The 15,835-nt window shown below is 57.3% G+C and carries 18 protein-coding genes; 12 read left to right on the top strand and 6 right to left on the bottom strand.

Annotated features, from left to right (window positions below; all coding sequences use genetic code 11):
* Positions 1-11: 11 nt before the first annotated feature.
* Positions 12-1,616, bottom strand: coding sequence for a peptide chain release factor 3 (locus AC2TDA_RS12615; RefSeq protein ID WP_480879464.1), 1,605 nt, complete (start codon positions 1,614-1,616; stop codon positions 12-14).
* Between the two features lie 109 nt (positions 1,617-1,725).
* On the opposite strand from AC2TDA_RS12615, the gene AC2TDA_RS12610 reads away from it, so the two are divergent.
* The 8 genes from AC2TDA_RS12610 to AC2TDA_RS12575 all read left to right on the top strand — a co-directional run bounded on the left by AC2TDA_RS12610 (position 1,726) and on the right by AC2TDA_RS12575 (position 8,847).
* A complete protein-coding gene (locus AC2TDA_RS12610) occupies positions 1,726-2,088 on the top strand; it encodes a SnoaL-like domain-containing protein (RefSeq protein WP_480879463.1) in 363 nt (120 codons plus the stop codon).
* 75 nt (positions 2,089-2,163) lie between these two features.
* The gene (locus AC2TDA_RS12605) at positions 2,164-2,943 is read left to right on the top strand and encodes an SDR family oxidoreductase (protein ID WP_480879462.1); all 780 of its coding nucleotides are present in this window, start codon (positions 2,164-2,166) and stop codon (positions 2,941-2,943) included.
* Between the two features lie 2 nt (positions 2,944-2,945).
* On the top strand, positions 2,946-4,058 hold the full coding sequence (locus AC2TDA_RS12600; RefSeq protein ID WP_480879461.1) for a hypothetical protein: 1,113 nt from the start codon (positions 2,946-2,948) through the stop codon (positions 4,056-4,058).
* A 361-nt stretch (positions 4,059-4,419) separates the two neighbouring features.
* Complete coding sequence (locus AC2TDA_RS12595) at positions 4,420-4,758, top strand: hypothetical protein (RefSeq protein WP_480879460.1); 339 nt, start codon at positions 4,420-4,422, stop codon at positions 4,756-4,758.
* Between the two features lie 226 nt (positions 4,759-4,984).
* A complete protein-coding gene (locus AC2TDA_RS12590) occupies positions 4,985-6,070 on the top strand; it encodes an ABC transporter ATP-binding protein (protein WP_480848217.1) in 1,086 nt (361 codons plus the stop codon).
* A 120-nt stretch (positions 6,071-6,190) separates the two neighbouring features.
* Positions 6,191-6,973: a 5'/3'-nucleotidase SurE gene (gene surE, locus AC2TDA_RS12585; RefSeq protein WP_480848215.1), complete on the top strand. Its 783-nt coding sequence runs from the start codon at positions 6,191-6,193 to the stop codon at positions 6,971-6,973.
* Positions 6,970-7,620, top strand: a complete 651-nt coding sequence (locus tag AC2TDA_RS12580) for a protein-L-isoaspartate(D-aspartate) O-methyltransferase (protein WP_480848213.1) — start codon at positions 6,970-6,972, stop codon at positions 7,618-7,620. The genes surE and AC2TDA_RS12580 overlap by 4 nt, the downstream gene beginning before the upstream one ends.
* A 60-nt stretch (positions 7,621-7,680) precedes the next feature.
* Positions 7,681-8,847 (top strand): peptidoglycan DD-metalloendopeptidase family protein, encoded by a 1,167-nt coding sequence (locus tag AC2TDA_RS12575; RefSeq protein ID WP_480879459.1) that lies wholly within the window; start codon positions 7,681-7,683, stop codon positions 8,845-8,847.
* Between the two features lie 61 nt (positions 8,848-8,908).
* On the opposite strand, the gene AC2TDA_RS12570 is transcribed toward AC2TDA_RS12575, so the two are convergent.
* Together AC2TDA_RS12570 and AC2TDA_RS12565 are read right to left on the bottom strand one after the other, a co-directional pair.
* A complete protein-coding gene (locus tag AC2TDA_RS12570; RefSeq protein WP_480848209.1) occupies positions 8,909-9,580 on the bottom strand; it encodes a helix-turn-helix transcriptional regulator in 672 nt (223 codons plus the stop codon).
* A gap of 21 nt (positions 9,581-9,601) precedes the next feature.
* Complete coding sequence (locus AC2TDA_RS12565) at positions 9,602-9,907, bottom strand: hypothetical protein (RefSeq protein WP_480848207.1); 306 nt, start codon at positions 9,905-9,907, stop codon at positions 9,602-9,604.
* Positions 9,908-10,129: 222 nt separating this feature from the next.
* Here AC2TDA_RS12565 and AC2TDA_RS12560 point away from each other — a divergent pair, with 222 nt between their 5' ends.
* The 4 genes from AC2TDA_RS12560 to AC2TDA_RS12545 all read left to right on the top strand — a co-directional run bounded on the left by AC2TDA_RS12560 (position 10,130) and on the right by AC2TDA_RS12545 (position 12,645).
* Complete coding sequence (locus tag AC2TDA_RS12560; protein ID WP_074734275.1) at positions 10,130-10,345, top strand: twin-arginine translocase TatA/TatE family subunit; 216 nt, start codon at positions 10,130-10,132, stop codon at positions 10,343-10,345.
* 6 nt (positions 10,346-10,351) lie between these two features.
* Positions 10,352-10,810: a Sec-independent protein translocase protein TatB gene (gene tatB / locus AC2TDA_RS12555; RefSeq protein ID WP_480848205.1), complete on the top strand. Its 459-nt coding sequence runs from the start codon at positions 10,352-10,354 to the stop codon at positions 10,808-10,810.
* Positions 10,807-11,685, top strand: a complete 879-nt coding sequence (gene tatC, locus AC2TDA_RS12550; RefSeq protein WP_480848203.1) for a twin-arginine translocase subunit TatC — start codon at positions 10,807-10,809, stop codon at positions 11,683-11,685. The genes tatB and tatC overlap by 4 nt, the downstream gene beginning before the upstream one ends.
* 117 nt (positions 11,686-11,802) lie before the next feature.
* A complete protein-coding gene (locus AC2TDA_RS12545) occupies positions 11,803-12,645 on the top strand; it encodes an ATP-binding protein (RefSeq protein ID WP_480879458.1) in 843 nt (280 codons plus the stop codon).
* Between the two features lie 62 nt (positions 12,646-12,707).
* Here the strand turns inward: AC2TDA_RS12545 and AC2TDA_RS12540 are convergent, their stop codons facing one another.
* The 3 genes from AC2TDA_RS12540 to purF all read right to left on the bottom strand — a co-directional run bounded on the left by AC2TDA_RS12540 (position 12,708) and on the right by purF (position 15,450).
* Positions 12,708-13,352, bottom strand: a complete 645-nt coding sequence (locus AC2TDA_RS12540; protein WP_480879457.1) for an SDR family NAD(P)-dependent oxidoreductase — start codon at positions 13,350-13,352, stop codon at positions 12,708-12,710.
* A gap of 42 nt (positions 13,353-13,394) precedes the next feature.
* Positions 13,395-13,643 (bottom strand): hypothetical protein, encoded by a 249-nt coding sequence (locus AC2TDA_RS12535; RefSeq protein ID WP_480848198.1) that lies wholly within the window; start codon positions 13,641-13,643, stop codon positions 13,395-13,397.
* Positions 13,644-13,926: 283 nt separating this feature from the next.
* Complete coding sequence (gene purF / locus AC2TDA_RS12530; protein WP_480848196.1) at positions 13,927-15,450, bottom strand: amidophosphoribosyltransferase; 1,524 nt, start codon at positions 15,448-15,450, stop codon at positions 13,927-13,929.
* Positions 15,451-15,835: the final 385 nt, after the last annotated feature.

Genomic DNA, 15,835 nt, shown 5'->3' with positions numbered 1-15,835 from the left:
TCAGTGTCCGATCACGTCATCATCTCTTTCGTTGCTGTCAGGTTCAGCGCCGGATAGTCACGAACCACCCGGTCGATGTCCCATTGCAGCCGCGTCAGGTAGACGATGTCGCCATCATGGTCGTGGGCGATGTGCTGTTTGTTGGCATTGACGAACTTGTCGACCTCGGCCTTGTCACCGCTGACCCAGCGGGCAGAGGTGAATTGCGACGCTTCAAATCGTACGGGCAGGCCGTATTCCATCTCGATCCTGCTGGCGAGCACTTCGAATTGCAACGCACCGACGACACCGACGATGAAACCGGATCCGATCGAGGGTTTGAACACCTTGGCCGCGCCTTCTTCGGCAAACTGCATAAGCGCCTTTTCCAGATGTTTGGCTTTCATCGGATCGCCCGCGCGGACAGTCTGAAGCAATTCGGGTGCAAACGAGGGGATACCTTTGACGCGGATCGCCTCACCCTCGGTCAGGGTGTCGCCGATGCGGAGTTGGCCGTGGTTCGGGATACCGATGATGTCGCCGGCCCAGGCTTCTTCCGCCAGTTCTCGGTCGGAGGCCAGAAACAGCACCGGGTTCGAAATTGCCATCGGCTTTTTAGTGCGCACGTGAGTCAACTTCATGCCGCGCTTGAAATGACCCGATGCCATGCGGACAAATGCCACGCGGTCGCGGTGCTTGGGGTCCATATTAGCCTGCACCTTGAAGACAAACCCGGCGACCTTCTTTTCATCCGGTGCAATCTGGCGCGGCTCGGCCGACTGAATCTGCGGTTGCGGCCCGTAGGCGCCAATGCCCTCCATCAGCTCTTTCACGCCAAACGAGTTGATCGCCGAGCCGAACCAGATCGGTGTCATGTGCCCCTCAAGCACGGCCTGCGGGTCGAGTTTGGGCAGCAGCTCGCGCGCCATCTCGACCTCTTCCAGCAGCTTGTCCAACAGGTGCTCGGGCACGTGTTCGGCCAATTTCGGATCGTCCAGCCCGTTGATCTCAATGCTCTCGGCCACCTTGTTGCGGTCGGCGCGGTCCATCAGTTCCAACCGGTCGCGCAACATGTCGTAGCAGCCGATAAAATCGCGACCCACGCCAATCGGCCATGCCGCTGGGGTGACGTCGATGGCCAGCAATTCCTGAATTTCGTCGATGATCTCGAACGTGTCGCGGCTTTCGCGGTCCATCTTGTTACAGAAGGTCAGGATCGGCAGATCGCGCAGGCGACAGACCTCAAACAATTTCTGCGTCTGGCTTTCCACACCCTTGGCGCCGTCGATCACCATAACCGCGGCGTCCACCGCAGTCAGGGTGCGATAAGTGTCCTCGGAGAAATCCGAGTGGCCGGGTGTATCCACCAAATTGAATCGGAAGTTGCCATAGTCGAAAGACATTGCCGAAGCCGAAACCGAGATGCCCCGGTCCTTTTCCATCTGCATGAAGTCCGAGCGCGTACGACGCGCTTCGCCTTTGGCGCGCACCTGACCGGCCATCTGAATGGCGCCCCCATACAGCAGAAACTTTTCAGTCAGCGTCGTCTTGCCCGCATCCGGGTGCGAGATGATGGCGAATGTCCGGCGGCGAGCGATCTCGGGCGGCAAGGTGGGTTGGTTCGAGGTATCAAGCATGCACGCGCGTATAGGCGGGGAATCCTGCCGAAGCAAGACAAAGGGGGTGGTTCGAATCGTGTGGCTATGGCAATAAGAACATATAGTGAACAAATTGTGGAGTGGACCGATGAATTTGAAAGAAATAGCCGAAGAATTGGTCGCTGGGTGCCGCGAAGATCGCGCCAAGGAAAATCTGGCAAAGCTATATGCGCCGGATGCTGTCTCGGTCGAGGCGATGGACATGGAGGGCATGGGACGTGAGACCCACGGAGTAGATGCCATTCGCGGCAAGCATGAATGGTGGGAAGGCGCGCATGAAGTATCGGGTGCGTCCGTTAGTGATCCGTTCATGCATGGCGAAGACCGGTTTGCGGTGATTTTTGAAGTTCAGGGAAAAGTTAAGGAAAGCGGCGAAGGTTTCGACATGCGTGAAGTTGGTATCTACCACGTGGCGAACGGCAAAATCGTGCGCGAAGAGTTCTTTTACTAAAGCGACTCTGCAATTCTGGTCTTCTTTGTCTGGTCGGTGCTAGACAAGCGAGCAACCACAGATGGGGAGGATCAGATGGATCTGGGAATTAAGGGAAAACGAGCGCTGATCAGTGCCAGCAGCAAAGGGCTGGGTCTGGGATGTGCTGAAGCTTTGGCCGCAGCGGGCGTCGATTTGGTTATGAACGCGCGAGGTGCCGAGGCGCTGGAGGCTGAGGCAGCGCGTTTGCGTTCCGAACATGGTGTGAACGTGGAGACCGTAGCCTGTGATGTAACCTCGACGGATGGTCAGGCAAAGGTGCTGGATGCGGCGCAGGGCGTTGATATTCTTGTGACAAACGCCGGTGGACCACCGCCCGGAATGTGGTCGGACTGGGAGAGGGATGATTTCATCAAAGCTCTGGATGCCAATATGCTAACACCGATCGCGTTCATGAAGGCGCTGTTGCCGGGGATGATGGACAAGGGTTGGGGCCGGGTGGTGAATATTACCTCGCAATCTGTCCGGGCTCCAATCGCCGTGCTGGGGCTGTCGAACGCGGCGAGAACCGGATTGACCGGATATGTTGCGGGAACGTCGCGACAGGTCGCGCCACACGGGGTGACGATCAACAACCTGCTGCCCGGCATTCATGCGACGGACCGCGCAATTTCCCTGGACAGCGGTGTCTCTGCACAGAAAGGCATTTCGATGGACGAAGCCCGGGCAGAGCGCGAGGCCACGATCCCCGCGCGTAGGTATGGCACAAGGCAGGAGTTCGGCGCAGCCTGTGCGTTTTTGTGTTCCCAGCACGCAGGATTCATCGTTGGCCAGAACATCCTGCTGGATGGTGGCGGCACCAACTTGACGATGTAACAATGGCGCAAGGGTTCTCTCTGAAAGATCAACTGTTCAACGCAGATAAAACCCGCTACCTCAGCGGCTTGTTTGCCGATGCTGAGCCAAGTTTCGACGATACTGCATTTCAAAATGCCGTATCGTCGCGCTTGCCGGCGCTCGAGTTGAAGGAACGGATGTCATGGATCGCAGAGTGCCTGCAAGATGCCCTGCCGGGTGAACTGCCTGCGGTCGCTCCTGCCATTCTGCGCGCATTGCCACCTCGGTTGGATCCGGACAAAACAGATGACGATTTTGGAGATTTCATCTTTGCACCGATCGGTGATTGGGTCGTGTCCGTCGGTCTGAATCATCCGGATCTGGCGCTGGATGTCCTCGAAGAGCTGACCCAGAGGTTTTCGATGGAATGGGCGATCCGCCCCTTCCTGAACGCTCACCCTGATCTGGTCATGCAGCGGATGGAAGCGTGGTGCGCGCATTCCAGTTATCACGTGCGTCGTCTGGTTAGCGAGGGCACGCGCCCTCGGTTGCCTTGGGGGCAGGCCGTTGGGCTGGAGTTGTCCGATCCGTTGCCGTTGTTGGATCGACTGCATGGTGACAACACGCGGTATGTAACGCGCTCGGTTGCCAATCACTTGAACGACATCACGAAGAAAGATCCGGACTTGGTGTTGGACCAGCTGCATTCCTGGCAAAAGGCAGCGAGGCAAGATGATGAAGAGTTGCAATGGATGACTGCCCATGCGTTGCGCGGGTTGGTGAAATCAGGGCATCCACGTGCATTGAGGGTTTTGGGGTATGATCCGGACGCCGATCTGACAGCTGAGATTCTGGTTAAGGGCGAAGCCAGGATCGGTGACGCGTTGGAGTTTGACCTGGAACTGAAAGGTGTCGGAAACCAGCCTGTATTGGTGGATTATATTATTCATTTTCAACGCTCCGGCGGGAAAATTTCACCCAAAGTTCACAAGCTAAAGCAAACCGCTTTGAAGAATGGGGCGCTGAAGTTGAAGAAACGCCACAAGCTGAAAGGTGATGCCACGACCTTCAAGCTGATACCCGGCCCGCATAGGTTGGAGATTCAGATCAACGGGCGTGTTCGGTCTGGTATTGAATTCGATTTGCTGGGCTGATTGCAGCCAGAAAGCTTCACGCTTACGTTGGATTTCTTAGCGCGGAATTGCGCAGGCTTTGGCGCGGCACAAGCTGCTGGGCGTCCACTATAAGAGGATCGCTCTTGAGAATCATGAGGCTGTGCAGATCATTTATGGTGAGGTGCAAGGCGGCACAGGTTTGCAAACTAAGGCCTAGTGTGCGCCGGATGATATGCTGGAACGCGTCAAGAATATTTTTTCGCAAATTCATGATGATGTGCTGACAAATTACTGTGGCTGCGGCCTGATCGTTCCGTAGAATCTGGAGAGTATGCACATTCTGGACTAAGGCTGCGGCGCGGGTCGCAACGATTACCCTCTGTCTGCGGTAGACGGAGAAATGGGGAGCGTCCTCGGGCTGGAAATAACCTCCGAGCAGCTGGATATCGCGCTGTACTGGAATGACTTTACGTCAATGTCCCACGATGCAGGGTTTGATGAGCCGCGTCGGGTCACCCATCGTCCTTTGGCAATTGATATCTCATGTCTGGATCAAGGGGTTGCGCCCCAGGGTTTTATCTCTGCCACCTACAATTTGTTCAAACTCTCTGCTCTGGAAGCGGCGTGCCAAGGCTACGGCCAGGTAGTGATTTCCAAGGGGGCTGTTCCTCACGCGCTGCATAGGTTCGTACTGGACGATCGCTACGCCATTCAGGCAGGCAAAGTGTTTCCGGTCTGAGGCACCACATGGATGATATTGAAGGACACACAGTTTGCGCGGCGTTTCGAATTCCTCGGTGATTTTGCGACACATTGCGGAATTTTGAAGGGTGAGGCGGGGAAAACCCACTTGAAGTATTTACTGCCTTAACGGGCTGCTGCTGACGCCTTGCGTCCGGCGGGCGGGGTTGTTATCCCCGCCCAAGCCCGCTGGATTTGATCGGGTAAGGCTATGGGGTCCATCGGTGACAGGCAAAGCAACGCCTCCGCGTCTGGAAATTCGCAATCTTGTCGCTCGGTTTGAAGGTCGGGCGGTGGTGGATGATGTCTCGCTGACTGTTCAGGCTGGGCAGGTGACATGTCTGCTGGGGCCGTCCGGATGCGGTAAATCCACGACATTGCGCATGATTGCTGGGGTCGAGATGCAGTCGTCGGGCGAGATTTTCGTTGATGGCAAACTGGTCTGCGACACCATCTTTCGCGTACCGCCCGAACGGCGCGAAATTGGTTTGATGTTTCAGGATTTCGCCCTTTTCCCGCATCTGAGCGTGGCCGACAACGTTGCCTTTGGCCTGAAAGGCGGCAAGGACCAGAAACGCGCCCGAGTTGAGGAATTGCTGACCAAGGTTGACCTGATGCGCTTTGTTGACGGTTTTCCGCATCAGCTGTCTGGTGGCGAACAGCAACGCGTGGCGCTGGCCCGTGCACTGGCACCGCGCCCGCGGATCATGCTGATGGACGAACCGTTCTCGGGCCTCGACAACCGCTTGCGAGACGGCATCCGCGATGAAACGCTGGCAATTCTCAAAGAGGAAGATGCAGCGGTTCTGTTGGTCACGCATGAGCCCGAAGAAGCGATGCGTATGGCAGACGAGATCGCCCTGATGCGGCGCGGTAAAATCGTGCAGCAGGGTGCGCCATACAACGTCTACACCCGACCCGTAGATAAGGCGGCGGTATCCTTTTTTAGCGATATCAATGTTTTGCCTGCGCAAGTTAACGGAGCTTTGGCTCAAACGCCGTTTGGACAGTTCCTGGCCCCAGGTGTTCCGGATGGCACGGATGTCGAAATCGTATTCCGTCCGCAGCATGTCCGGCTGGATTTTGATCGGAACGGCAAAGGGCCTTCGCCGACAGCCACCGACGGCGTCGCGGCGCGCGGCGTCGTGGAGCGGGCTCGTTTTCTGGGCAATGAGAGCCTGATCGAGTTTCGGATGGATCACGATGGCTCGGTCCTTCGGGCGACGGTTCCGAATGTGTTTGTGCCAAAACCAGGCAGGGTCATGTGGCTGACTATTCGTCGGGATAAGTGTTTCATCTTCCCCACCTGAGACATAAGAACCTCAGTTTCTGGCTGAGTGGTGCGAGAATGCCTCAGATTGCACACGCGCATTGCTTGCCGCAGCACGGGGGCGGGTCTATCAAGGGCGAAACGCAGGGGTGGATCGGGCATGCGAATTCTTCTGACAAATGACGACGGTATCAACGCTCCGGGGTTGATCACGCTCGAAGCGATCGCCAAAGACCTGGCGGGGCCGGAAGGTGAAGTCTGGGTGGTTGCACCGGCATTTGAACAGTCGGGTGTGGGGCATTGCATCAGCTATACGCATCCCATGATGCTGGCGAAGTTGGGTGAGCGCCGGTTCGCGGCCGAGGGCTCGCCCGCTGATTGTGTGCTGGCCGGGCTGCATGACGTCATGAAAGATGCGCGCCCGGATATTGTGTTGTCTGGCGTGAATCGCGGTAATAACTCGGCCGAAAATACGTTGTATTCCGGTACGGTAGGAGGCGCAATGGAAGCAGCGCTGCAGGGAATTCCAGCCATCGCGCTGTCGCAGTACTTTGGGCCGCGCAATCTTGGGTTGGATGACCCCTTTGAGACGGCGGCCAAATATGGTGCCGATCTGATACGCCGAATTCTAGATGCGACCCCGGACGAGCAGGTGGATTACCGACTGTTCTACAATGTAAACTTCCCTCCGGTTCCCGCGGATGAAGTGTTAGGAACACGCGTTGCGCCACAGGGCTATCGCCGCGATACCCATTTTGGGGTTGAGCCGCACAGTTCACCATCAGGAAGGCGCTTCCTTTGGATCAAGGGGGGGTATCAGCACAACCCGACCGCTCCGGGCACAGATGCGGCGGTCAATCTTGAGGGATATATCTCGGTCACGCCGATGCGGGCCGATTTGACAGCGCATGACGCGCTAGAGGCGCTGAAGACGATCGAATGACCGGACTTACTCCAGAAATAACCATGCAGTTCCTGTTCGCCCTGCGGTCGCGCGGTGTAACGGATGCGCGCGTTCTGGCCGCGATGGAGCAGATCGACCGTGGTCTCTTCGTCAAGGGGCTGTTCGCCGAGCGCGCCTATGAAGATACGCCGCTTCCGATTGCTTGCGGGCAAACGATCAGCCAGCCATCGGTTGTGGGATTGATGACGCAGGCCCTGCAGGTCCGGTCCCGGGACACAGTGTTGGAGATTGGGACCGGGTCGGGCTATCAGGCGGCGATCCTGTCCAAGCTGGCCCGGCGGGTTTACACGGTCGAGCGCCACAAGCGGCTGGTTAAGGAAACCAGTCAGTTGTTTCGTGACATGGCCCTGACCAACGTGACCGCGATGTTGTCGGATGGGTCCTATGGGTTGCCCGAGCAGGCTCCGTTCGACCGCATCATTGTGACCGCGGCTGCCGAAGATCCGCCAGGCCCGCTCTTGGCGCAGCTCAAAATCGGCGGTATCATGGTTTTACCAGTGGGCCAGTCGGACGCGGTGCAGACCCTGATACGGGTCACACGCACCGAAGATGGTTTGGACTACGATGAATTGTTACCGGTTCGGTTCGTGCCTCTGCTGGAGGGGCTCGGCAAGGACGGGGCTTAAACAGATTTTCAGGATGCGCCAGAACCCCGGGCAACAGGGGCAGGTGTTGAGGACAGTAAAATGAGAGCAGTTTCCAAATCAGCCATGCGCCGCTGTACGACAGCCGTTGCCGCACTTGTGGTTCTGGCCGGGTGCGAAGGCCCGTTTGACTATGATCTGCGCGGTGAGGTGGGCGGATTTTCCACCACTGACGCCGTTCAGGCGGCCACTGCAAGTCGGCCCGCTCCTGATGCACGCGGTGTTATCACCTACCCGAACTATCAGGTTGTGGTAGCGCGGCGGGGTGACACAGTTGGCGATGTCGCCGACCGTGTAGGCCTGCCTGTGGTCGAACTGGCCCGATTCAACGGCCTTCAACCCAATGACTCGTTGCGTGATGGCGAAGTTTTGGCACTGCCGCGTACAGTTGGGGCCAGTGCCAGTAATGTGGATATCGCCACGATCGCAGGGACCGCGATTGATGAAGCTCCGGATACAGGCTCTGTCCAGACAACCACCCTCAAACCGGCGCAACCGGCACCGGTGCCAGTTGCTTCGGGCCCAGAGCCGATCCGGCACAAAGTCAAGCGGGGCGAGACAGCTTATACGATCTCGCGCCTTTACCAGGTTTCAGTCGAGTCACTTGCAGAATGGAACGGGTTGGGCTCGGATTTCACCGTGCGTGAGGATCAGTACCTGCTAATCCCGGTCAAAGACCAACCGGCCCCGAAACCCGCCAGCACGGCCACGCCGGCAGCCGCCACGAATGTGACCCAGCCGGGGCAGGGATCTCCGACCCCCACGCCGCCAAGTGCGACTCAGCCTCTGCCCGATGAAAATGTCGAGCCGGTTGCCGAGGCACCGGACGTGACCGCAGACGCGCCGACCAATAGCGGGACGTCTGCCCTTGGTTTTCCAGTTTCGGGTAGAATTATTCGCACCTACGACAAGGGAAAGAACGAGGGCATAGATATTGCAGCAGCGCCCGGAACGGCGGTCAAGGCGGCCGAAGCGGGCACGGTGGCAGCTATTACGGCTGACGCGGATCAGGTGCCGATCATCGTGATCAAGCACAACAACGATCTGTTGACGGTATACGCCAATGTCGATGACATCAAAGTCAAAAAGGGTGCCCGGATTCGGCGCGGGCAGGACATTGCTGCGCTACGGGATGGTGAAAACGCTTATGTGCATTTCGAAGTGCGCAAGGGATTTGAATCCGTAGACCCCGAACCGTATCTGAAGTAACGCAAAATGACTCTTTTAGGGCCATTTCGCTGATGGGTTCGTCAGGAAAAGATGAATTTCATCATTTGGTTGGGTCGTAGTCACTCAGGCGCTTGCCGGGCTCATCTGCAAAGATCTCTGGTTGCGGTGTAACGGTTTCGATCAGGTCGATACGGAAGACGCGGAAGCCATTTCTTAACTCGCACCAGGCGGTCAAAGTCCAGACGCGCCCCCAGTATTCCATGTGCAGTGGACGGATAACCCGATCTGTAAGGACGCCATCAATGCGCCGGTAGGACAGGCGCAGCTTCTGACGGGATTTGATCGCTGCACGGATAGGGGCCATATGGGCCAGTCCTCGCGCAGCGTCGGCAAAAGGGTAGACGGCGAACTTCCAGGCATCGGCCTCGGCCACGACCTGCGTTGGCAGCACAGCGTCGATCTTGTCGGCAAGCGTTTCAGCAGCAGCTTTGAGATCGGGATCGGCTGCCTCGGCCACAATAGCCATCCCGAGGTTCAGCGCCTCAAGCTCCGCTGGGGTCAAGTTCAGAGGGGGCAGGGTGATCTGCTCGCGCACCATATAGCCCACACCGCGTTCACCCTCGACCGGGACGCCCGAGGCGACCAGCGTATCCATGTCGCGATAGATCGTGCGGACTGACACTTCGAGTCGGTCCGCGATGTCCTGCGCGCGGTGCAACTTACCGTCGCGCAGGATCTGTATGATATCGAACAGACGGTCAGTACGACGCATGACACGCCGCCCTGACCGGCTTTAGGCGGTCATGTTCCATAGCACATGCTCGTGGCGCATCTGGACGCTGTCGGGTTTTATGGCGGCCATCAGCGCAGGGGCGAAGTCTTGCTGTGGGAATTGCGCTGCGGCGTCCTGCGCGGCTTTCATATCCTGCCAGATGACATAGTCGGTCCAACGACCATCATCACCCTGGCTCAACTGGCGATGGGCAAAGCCGGGTGCGGCACGTACAAAGCCTTCGGTAGCTTGGCTGAGTTTCACGAACTCCTCGGGTGAGGTGCCGTGCGCGAGAGTGAAGGTTACGATTTCAGCGACGTGAGTCATTTGAGTCTCCATTGACCAGGTTTCGATGTCGCACACCTAGCCTGTATCAACTGACATAAACCTGTCAGTTGATACAGGCTATACCCCAAAAAAAAGCGCAAGCACATCAAATTTGGGTGTCAATTTGATCTGGGTCCCTTTTGGCAAGCGGCATCGAGGCGTAAACACGTGACCAAATCGCATATCCGGTGCGCATAGCGCCGACGCAAAAGGAGAAGTGACATGCTTAACAATATCGGCCTTCCCGGTCTTCTACTGATCGCCGTAGTGGTTCTGGTCCTGTTTGGTCGCGGCAAGATCAGCTCGCTGATGGGTGAAGTTGGCAAAGGCATTACGTCCTTCAAGAAAGGTGTCAAAGAAGGCGCGGACGAACTGGAGCAGGACGCGTCAGAGCTGGCCAAGGACGTCACGCCCGAGACCGACAAAGACAAGGTCTAACCCGGAATGTTTGATCTGGGCTGGACCGAGCTTTTGGTCATCGGCATCGTTGCCTTGATCGTGGTGGGACCAAAGGACCTACCAGTGCTGTTCCGCAATGTCGGTCGCTGGGTCGGCAAGGCGCGCGGTATGGCACGGGAATTCAGCAATGCCATGAACGAGGCGGCGGATGAGGCTGGCGTAAGTGAGATCAAAAAGGGTCTCAACGCGGCAACCAATCCTGTCAACACGGCCATGGACGGCGTGAAACAGGCGGCGCAGGATCTGGCCAACAGCATGGACCCGACCAAGTTCGATCCTGACAGCGAAACCGGCAAACTGGCCGCTGAACGGGCTGAGCAGGCCAAGAAGATCCAGGCATCGACTGCCCGGGCCTCTGCCGAACGCAAGGCCAAGGAAGCCGCTGATGCGCTCGCAAAGGCCGAAGAGGCCGAAGCTGCGCTGAACACTGAAAGCAAGACATGACCAAGACCGACGAGATCGAGGATTCCTCGGCCCCATTGATCGAGCATCTGACAGAACTGCGGACGCGGTTGATCCATTGCGTGGTGGCCTTTCTGATCGGAATGATCATCTGCTTTTCGGTGGCGACGCCGCTCTTCAATTTTCTGACGAACCCTCTGTGCGAGGTTCTTACGGAACGTGGGCAGGATTGTGGGCTGATCTTCATTTCTCCGCAGGAAGGCTTCTTTGTCGCCATCAAGGTCTCTTTGCTGGGTGGTTTCATTCTGGCGTTCCCATACATCGGGATGCAGATGTGGCGGTTCGTTGCTCCGGGGCTGTACCGGTCGGAAAAGAACGCATTCTTGCCATTCATGCTGGCCTCGCCCTTCATGTTCCTGTTGGGCGCCAGTTTTGCCTTTTACGTCGTGACGCCGCTGGCCTATGACTTCTTCTTGGGCTTCCAGCAGTTCGGATCCGAAGGTGAGGCGATCGTTGACGGAGCAACCACTGCGCCGCTGAGCGTGGTGTTTCAAGGCTCGGCGCAGGAATATCTGAACCTGACGATCAAGTTCATCGTGGCCTTTGGTCTGTGCTTCCAGCTGCCGGTTCTTCTGACTTTGATGGGCAAGGCGGGGCTGGTCAGCGCCGAGGGGCTGGGCGATGTGCGTAAGTATGCGGTGATCGGCATTCTGGTTCTTGCCGCAATCGTGACGCCACCGGATGTAATCACTCAGGTCATCCTGTTTGTGGTTGTTTATGGTCTTTATGAGGTTTCGATCTTCCTGGTCGCGCGGGTTGAGAAGAAGCGCGAAGAGCAACTGCGTGCCGACGGCTACTATGACGATGAAGCCGAAGCGGACGAAGAGATGGTGCAGGAACACGACAACAGTAAGTAACCTGCAACGAAACTCGGATCGGGCGCGCCCATAACTGGCGCGCCTTTTTCTTTTCCGCCTCTTGTTGTGCCGGATGGAACATGGTTTGAACCCAGCCAGACAAGACCGGAGGAGCCGATGGACGACCAAGCCCTGAACCGTATCGCGAATGCGCTGGAACGCATGGCGCCAGCGCCTCTGGCCGCGCCGGATTTCAACGCCGCCCCGGCTTTTGTCTGGCACGTGGACCCGGATCGGCTGGAACCGGTAACGCATGTCAACCGCGTCGATCTGGATCTGCTGGTGGGCATCAACCGCTCACGCGATACGCTTTTGGACAACACACGACGGTTTGCCAACGGATTCAAGGCCAACAATGCGCTGTTGTGGGGGGCGAGGGGGATGGGCAAATCCAGTCTTGTCAAAGCCGTCCACAGTACCCTGCAATCAGAGCATCCAGACCTGAAGCTGGTCGAGCTTCAGCGTGAGGATATGGGCTCGGTCGCGCGTCTGCTTAATCATCTGCGAGCGGCTTCGCACCGATTTATTCTGTTCTGCGATGATCTGTCGTTCAGCCATGATGACCAGCACTATAAATCGCTGAAGGCGGTTCTGGATGGCGGTATCGAAGGGCGGCCCGAGAATGTAGTGTTCTATGCCACATCCAACCGCCGCCACCTGATGCCGCGGGATATGATCGAGAACGAACGCTCCAGCGCCATCAACCCCTCCGAGGCGGTTGAAGAGAAGGTTTCATTGTCGGATCGTTTCGGCCTATGGCTGGGCTTTCACCCCTGTGACCAGGATGAGTATCTGGCGATGATTGACCGTTATTGTGCGGCTTACGGCGTCACTGTTGATGCGGAAATCCTGCGCGCCGAGGCCATTGAGTGGCAGGCCACACGCGGTGCACGCTCCGGTCGTGTGGCTTGGCAGTTCTTTGTCGATCTGGCAGGTCGAAACGGTGTCCACATCGCCTGACCCCGCGCTTTATCTGGCCGAAAACAACCCTGCCCGAGGCATGCCCTCAGGGTTATTCCATATCACAACGCGGAGATAATACGCTTCGCCTCTTCAATAGGACTGGTCAAAGTCTCCCGGTCCTCTCCGGGATGGAAGCGGGCCCTTACGGCTGTGGGCATAGGCATAGGTTCGACGATGGAAACACGCGGGCCGGTACGTTCTGTCTCGGCTGCCCAGCTTCGCGCCAGTGCCATCTGTGATGCCTTTGTGGCACCGTAAATGCCATAGAACTTTTCACCGGCCTTGGGATCGTCAAAGAACACAGCGTGCCCGTTTTCACCCAATAGGGGGGCAATATAGGGGATCAACACGGACGTTGCGGTCGCATTGGTGTTAACCGCCTTGGTCCACTCCTTGGGATCAACAAAATGCGCTGGCGTCAGGGCCGAGGTATGGATGGCTGTGTGCAACCACAGATCTACCTTGCCCCAGCGATCATGAATGCCGCGGCACAGCGCCGCCATTGCGTTTGGATCGGTGATATCCATCGGTGCCAGAGTGGCCTTGCCGCCTTTGGCCAGAATGCGATCATCCAGCTCTTCAAGCCCGCCAGTGGTACGGGCGACGGCGACGATGTGGTATTCGGGTGCCAGCTCTTCGGCCAGTGCCGCGCCCAACCCGCGTGAAGCCCCGGTAATGAGGGCGATTTTGGTCTGATCGGTCATAGGTGCGGTTTGAACGTCCACGCGCAGGGCGTCAAGACTGGATCAGGTGCCAGGTATGGCCATTCGCTTGGTCTGGCCGCTTTGTCGCAGCATGATGCCATCCTCATCAATGGCGATCACTGTCCCCGAAGCAACGCGGCTGCCCGGTTTCACCTTCTTAATCCGCCCCGAGGACAATCGCATCAGAGCTCGCATGTCCGCCTTGGGGCCAAAGACGCCCAAAACAGAGACTGAGTTCTTTTTCAGCGCACCCTCTTGGGTCGCTGTGGCTTTGACCGTCGCGTTTGGCATGTTCCGTGGTCCGTATTTTGTCGGACCCCTTTTGGTGGGTGGTTTGCGCCCGTCGGGTATCAAAACGAAAGAGGGAACAAAAGGTCATGCGACACGGTGCGAAACACCGCTTTGGGACGGGCCCGAGAAGCCTTTGCAATTGCGGCAGGTTCATCGGTGGGTTGTGAGCGGATTTTCACCGAAAGTAATTAAGCGCGCTTACGCATGCAAAACCACCCGCCACGACCAACGCGGTTTAGGGCCAGGCCGATTCGCGGATTGGCCGGCAGGTTCGCTGTGTTCTTTAGCCCGAGGCCAGCTTGGCCGCATTCCACGATCCGCCCGGAACTTGCATGGCCTCTCGCTTCTTGCTGACCCGAGTGCTGTTTTCCAGACTGTCCAGATAATCTTCGCTAACGCTGCCGGTTATGTAATTGCCGTCGAAACAGGAACAGTCAAAAGCCTCGATCTCAGGGTTGCCTTCTTTGGCGGCCCAGATCAGGTCATCAAGGTTTTGATAGAACAGCGCATCTGCGCCCAACTCCTGCCGGATCTCCTCGACGGTTTTGTTGTTCGCAATCAACTCGTGCTTGGTGGGCATGTCGATGCCGTAAACGTTGGGGTATTTCACCGGCGGCGAGGCCGAAGCGATGTAGACCTTTTTGGCCCCCGCTTCACGGCACATCTGGACAATCTTTTTGATGGTGTTGCCGCGCACGATGGAATCGTCGATCAGCAAGACATTGTGCCCGTCAAATTCCAGTGGAACCGCGTTCAGCTTGCGTCGCACGGATTTCTGCCGTTCAGCCTGACCCGGCATGATGAAGGTGCGACCGACATAACGGTTCTTCACCAGACCCTCGCGATAAGGAATGCCGGTGATCTTGGCTGCCTCAAGTGCTACGGGGCGTGCGCTGTCGGGTACCGGGATTATCCGGTCAATCTCCAGGCCCGAGTCCTGAATTTGTTTGGCCAGCGTCTGCCCCATGCGCATTTGGGTTTTATAGACTGACACCCCGTCCAGCAGAGAATCCGGGCGCGCCAAGTAGACATATTCAAAGATGCACGGCGTCAACTTGCCTTCTACCGCCTGAAACTCGTGCATGTTGCCTTCGAGGTCGATCAGGATCGCTTCGCCCGCGCGCAGGTCGCGCAGTTTGTCGAACCCGTTAATGCCAAAAGCCACATCTTCAGACGCAAAAGCGTAATCGTCGCCGTCTCCGTCCGCTGTGCGCTTGGCGACAGACAGGGGGCGGATGCCGTAGGGATCGCGGAAAGCCAGCATGCCGACGCCAGCCACCAGACAGATCACCGAATAGGCACCCTGAACACGCTCCATCGTCATCTTCACACCGGCAAAGATATTGCGGATCGGATCCGAATTGCCGTTCACCTTGATCGCGTCAGCCACCTTGTCGGCCAGCACGTTCAGCAAGATTTCAGAATCTGATGTGGTGCGCAGGTGGCGGCTGTATTTACCGGTCACCTTCTGGCGTTGTTCGGCAGTGTTGGTGATGTTGCCGTTGTGGACCAGATAGATGCCATAGGGTGCGTTCACGAAAAAGGGTTGTGCCTCTGCTGCGCTGAGCGATCCGGCGGTCGGATAGCGGACATGACCGATCCCGACCTTGCCCATCAACACTTCTGCATCTTGCGAGGTGAACACATCCTTGACCAGCCCGTTGGCCTTCTTCTCGCGGAAGAACTCTCCGTTATACGTCACGATACCCGAGGCATCCTGGCCCCGGTGCTGAAGCATCAGCAGCCCGTCATAGATTTCCGCAAACACATCATGTGTTCGGCTTGCGATTCCCAAAATCCCACACATTTACGGGGCTCCAATTTCTATGACGTTGTGACGCGAGGTTTGACCGACATTCGATTCCGGTTGTCCGGCATTGCTTGGGCAAGGCGCCCGGGGGCTGCTGTTCCTGATGCCAGAGCGGCAGTCATCATTGCGGCGCATGCGCATGAGAACAGAAAGAACAAGTTCGGCAGCTCCGATTCCGTGGCGGTTTGGCCTTCACATAATGCCTAATCGTGCCCCTGTCATCAAAGGATCACATTTACCTTTTGACGCAGGCAAAAAACAGTCGCGAATAATGGAAAAGATGACAAGATCGCGTGCTTGTGCTGTCATGGAGTCAAAGGCTGCAGACTGCGGGCCTCAATCTAACGAGTGGATAAACCCCATGTGGCAGCACAAACCAGGC

This window comes from Ruegeria sp. HKCCD6426 (genome assembly GCF_057221115.1).
This window is presented reverse-complemented; position numbering and strand designations above follow the sequence as displayed.

Bases quoted from the DNA above. Each gene is read 5' to 3' on its own strand.
- tatC (WP_480848203.1), top strand. From the start codon at position 10,807: ATGACCAAGACCGACGAGATCGAGGATTCCTCGGCCCCATTGATCGAG.
- AC2TDA_RS12560 (WP_074734275.1), top strand. From the start codon at position 10,130: ATGCTTAACAATATCGGCCTTCCCGGTCTTCTACTGATCGCCGTAGTG.
- AC2TDA_RS12535 (WP_480848198.1), bottom strand. From the start codon at position 13,643: ATGCCAAACGCGACGGTCAAAGCCACAGCGACCCAAGAGGGTGCGCTG.
- AC2TDA_RS12580 (WP_480848213.1), top strand. From the start codon at position 6,970: ATGACCGGACTTACTCCAGAAATAACCATGCAGTTCCTGTTCGCCCTG.
- AC2TDA_RS12565 (WP_480848207.1), bottom strand. From the start codon at position 9,907: ATGACTCACGTCGCTGAAATCGTAACCTTCACTCTCGCGCACGGCACC.
- AC2TDA_RS12615 (WP_480879464.1), bottom strand. From the start codon at position 1,616: ATGCTTGATACCTCGAACCAACCCACCTTGCCGCCCGAGATCGCTCGC.
- AC2TDA_RS12570 (WP_480848209.1), bottom strand. From the start codon at position 9,580: ATGCGTCGTACTGACCGTCTGTTCGATATCATACAGATCCTGCGCGAC.
- AC2TDA_RS12575 (WP_480879459.1), top strand. From the start codon at position 7,681: ATGAGAGCAGTTTCCAAATCAGCCATGCGCCGCTGTACGACAGCCGTT.
- tatB (WP_480848205.1), top strand. From the start codon at position 10,352: ATGTTTGATCTGGGCTGGACCGAGCTTTTGGTCATCGGCATCGTTGCC.
- AC2TDA_RS12600 (WP_480879461.1), top strand. From the start codon at position 2,946: ATGGCGCAAGGGTTCTCTCTGAAAGATCAACTGTTCAACGCAGATAAA.
- AC2TDA_RS12540 (WP_480879457.1), bottom strand. From the start codon at position 13,352: ATGACCGATCAGACCAAAATCGCCCTCATTACCGGGGCTTCACGCGGG.
- AC2TDA_RS12545 (WP_480879458.1), top strand. From the start codon at position 11,803: ATGGACGACCAAGCCCTGAACCGTATCGCGAATGCGCTGGAACGCATG.
- surE (WP_480848215.1), top strand. From the start codon at position 6,191: ATGCGAATTCTTCTGACAAATGACGACGGTATCAACGCTCCGGGGTTG.
- AC2TDA_RS12605 (WP_480879462.1), top strand. From the start codon at position 2,164: ATGGATCTGGGAATTAAGGGAAAACGAGCGCTGATCAGTGCCAGCAGC.
- AC2TDA_RS12610 (WP_480879463.1), top strand. From the start codon at position 1,726: ATGAATTTGAAAGAAATAGCCGAAGAATTGGTCGCTGGGTGCCGCGAA.
- AC2TDA_RS12595 (WP_480879460.1), top strand. From the start codon at position 4,420: ATGGGGAGCGTCCTCGGGCTGGAAATAACCTCCGAGCAGCTGGATATC.
- purF (WP_480848196.1), bottom strand. From the start codon at position 15,450: ATGTGTGGGATTTTGGGAATCGCAAGCCGAACACATGATGTGTTTGCG.